Source organism: Gilliamella sp. Gris1-4 (genome assembly GCF_001690335.1).
GTDB lineage: Bacteria > Pseudomonadota > Gammaproteobacteria > Enterobacterales > Orbaceae > Gilliamella > Gilliamella apicola_P.
Genome location: NZ_LZHA01000018.1, coordinates 1 through 2,527, shown reverse-complemented (window position 1 = coordinate 2,527; position 2,527 = coordinate 1). Strand labels below are relative to the sequence as shown.

Sequence of the window (2,527 nt, the reverse complement as noted above, 5' to 3'; positions counted from 1 at the left end):
AGTGCGCTTGAGTTTGAAATAAAAGGAGATAGATGATGTTACATAGAGCTGTAGAGAACGGTTACGAAAATGCTTATTGCAACATGATGAGCGGCACTGAAATACAAGATGCTAAAGAAGCAGAAATTAAAGCTCAATCAAACGAACTTTATGACAAACTCAGCGATAGTGATTATCTAGAAATTGAAAAAAAAATAATGAAAGCGTTTGGTTGGGATGATGTTGACACTGATTCAGTTCAAAAAGCATTAAAGCTCATATGTTATGAAAAAGCTGAATTTCATTTTAATGAAAAAAATAAAAAATCATTTTATTAAGCTAACGAATTTTGACAACTCGGAAAGACGAGTACATGCAAATCCTTTGCCCTCTTTTGAGGGCTTTTTTACAGAATTAGCAGACAGAAAGGGGATAAAACAATGACAAGTAAAAAGATTATTGAGCGATTAACACTGCAAGATTGGTATGTTGAATGTAAAACTGAACATGAATTAGCATTAGTGTTAAATGCATGTTTGGATGCTGATATTCCTTGGTTTTCTGGAACTAAGGCATCTAGATTTGCTCCATACTTGCTTGCATCATTGATTGTTATATCTAGACAAAATCACTTATTCAAAAGACGTATTGGCTTCGCTTATTGTGCGTCGCCTTGTGAATGCGAAGACATAGACATAACAGATTGGTTTTTCGAAGAATTGAGGAGTGAATAATGGAAAAATTAACACCGCAAAATGCACATCAAGAGCACATGGTACAGATTTTATTAGCAAAAATGCAGGGTATACAGGTCGAATATAAAGTTGATGACAACGATTGGTGCTTAGCAGACCCCGATTACGTTTCATTAGATATAAAATATCGCATCGCACCGCAACCGACGCCGTTGCCAATTTCACGTGAAATGTGGGCGATGATTAACGAAAAATGGAAATGGGCAGTATTGGGGTGTAATGGTTGTGTGTATTTTTTCGACAGCGAGCCTTTCATAAACAATGTTAGATATGATTGGGTTGATAGTGATGGGTGGGAGGGTTGCGACAGTGTGTTAGAAATAAACATCGACGGAGTTAGCTGGCGTCTCTCACTCACAAAAAGACCCGAGGACGTCTAAATGAACACAATACCGATTGACCATGTCGGCTGTAATGTACATGACACAGACCGATTTAATATTAATTACAAACTAAACAAGGGCGAGCAAATATACGCCCTTTTTTGTACCTATGTTTTGACATTCGGCGGACTGCTTGGGCTGATTCGATGGATGTTAGAAGTGGCAACGGAGTAAAGATAATGACGTGGGAAGAAATATATAGCTCGCTACCAATTCAATCAAGAATGATTATTGATATAGCAGAAGCGTACAGAGTTGATTTAACGGAACTAGCTAATTTACAAGTTCAAAAACAAGAAAGCGACACGCATTTAAATGAGGTTCGATATGGTAGAGATTAGAAAGGCAGTTAGAAAAAAAGCAAAATTAAGATTGGGTATAGCAGCACCCAGTGGCGCAGGTAAAACTTACTCATCATTGCTGTTAGCTTTTGGGCTGGGTCAAAAGGTAGGGTTAATTGACACAGAACAAGGTAGCGGTGATTTATATGCTGATTTAGGCGACTATGGCATTATTCAAATTGAAGCCCCCTACACTATAGATAAATATCTACAGGCAATTAAGGCGTTCGAGCAGGCTAATTATGACGTAATTATTATCGATAGTCTTTCTCACGCATGGGCAGGCGATGGAGGTTTATTGGATAAACAAGGGAAAATCGCAGATAGCGGTAAGGGAAATGGCTACACAGCTTGGAGAAGCATCACGCCGGAGCATAATGCGCTAGTTAATGCAATGCTAGCAAGTCCGTGTCACATTATCGCAACAATGCGAAGCAAGCAAGAATATGTGCTACAAGTTAACGATAACGGTAAACAAGCCCCCAAAAAAGTTGGCATGGCACCGATTCAGCGCGACGGAATGGAATATGAATTCACTGTCATGTTTGATATTGATATTAATCACAATGCAACATCAACAAAAGATAGAACGCGGTTATTTGACGGCAAAATTTTTAAGATTACATCAGAAACTGGCGAGCAATTGCTGGCGTGGTTAAATAACGGTGTTACAAAAGAGCAGGCGGAAGTTAATAATTTCAAAGAAAAGACCTCTAATATTTCATCTTTGGATGAACTGCAGAAATTATTCGCTATTAGTTTTAATAACTTACGTGGATGCAGTGAGCAAGAAGAAGTTATAGAGCACTACAATCAGTTAAAGATAAAGCTTTCAGAAGGTGAAAATAATGAGACAGTTTAATATTTATTTCGATATAGAAACAATTCCAACCCAGTCTGACAATATAAAAAACTATATTCAAAGCAATTTAACAGCGCCGGCAAATTATAAAAAACCCGAAGCGATAAGTACTTGGATTGAAGAAAACAAAGAACCGGCGTATCGAAAAACCGCTTTAAACGGCGGTTTTGGTCAAATTGTTTGTATTGGTTATGCAATCAATGATGG

General features: G+C 37.8%; 5 protein-coding genes and 1 pseudogene. All 6 read left to right on the top strand.

Annotated features, from left to right (window positions below; translation table 11 throughout):
- The first annotated feature begins 32 nt into the window (after positions 1-32).
- Entirely contained in the window at positions 33-317 is a 285-nt protein-coding gene (locus A9G31_RS02020) for a hypothetical protein (RefSeq protein WP_065560218.1), read from the top strand.
- Between the two features lie 102 nt (positions 318-419).
- A complete protein-coding gene (locus A9G31_RS02015; RefSeq protein ID WP_065560217.1) occupies positions 420-713 on the top strand; it encodes a hypothetical protein in 294 nt (97 codons plus the stop codon).
- Positions 713-1,114 (top strand): hypothetical protein, encoded by a 402-nt coding sequence (locus tag A9G31_RS02010; protein WP_065560216.1) that lies wholly within the window; start codon positions 713-715, stop codon positions 1,112-1,114. Before A9G31_RS02015 ends, A9G31_RS02010 begins: the two co-directional genes overlap by 1 nt.
- A gap of 182 nt (positions 1,115-1,296) precedes the next feature.
- A complete protein-coding gene (locus A9G31_RS11720; protein WP_176700337.1) occupies positions 1,297-1,458 on the top strand; it encodes a hypothetical protein in 162 nt (53 codons plus the stop codon).
- A complete protein-coding gene (locus A9G31_RS02005) occupies positions 1,445-2,320 on the top strand; it encodes an ATP-binding protein (RefSeq protein WP_065560215.1) in 876 nt (291 codons plus the stop codon). The genes A9G31_RS11720 and A9G31_RS02005 overlap by 14 nt, the downstream gene beginning before the upstream one ends.
- Positions 2,307-2,527, top strand: a pseudogene (locus A9G31_RS02000) (ribonuclease H-like domain-containing protein); the annotation flags it as partial. The gene A9G31_RS02005 and the pseudogene A9G31_RS02000, both read left to right, overlap by 14 nt.

Excerpts from the sequence above, each read along its gene's own strand:
- A9G31_RS11720 (WP_176700337.1), top strand. The coding sequence starts at position 1,297 with ATGACGTGGGAAGAAATATATAGCTCGCTACCAATTCAATCAAGAATG.
- A9G31_RS02020 (WP_065560218.1), top strand. The coding sequence starts at position 33 with ATGATGTTACATAGAGCTGTAGAGAACGGTTACGAAAATGCTTATTGC.
- A9G31_RS02015 (WP_065560217.1), top strand. The coding sequence starts at position 420 with ATGACAAGTAAAAAGATTATTGAGCGATTAACACTGCAAGATTGGTAT.
- A9G31_RS02010 (WP_065560216.1), top strand. The coding sequence starts at position 713 with ATGGAAAAATTAACACCGCAAAATGCACATCAAGAGCACATGGTACAG.
- A9G31_RS02005 (WP_065560215.1), top strand. The coding sequence starts at position 1,445 with ATGGTAGAGATTAGAAAGGCAGTTAGAAAAAAAGCAAAATTAAGATTG.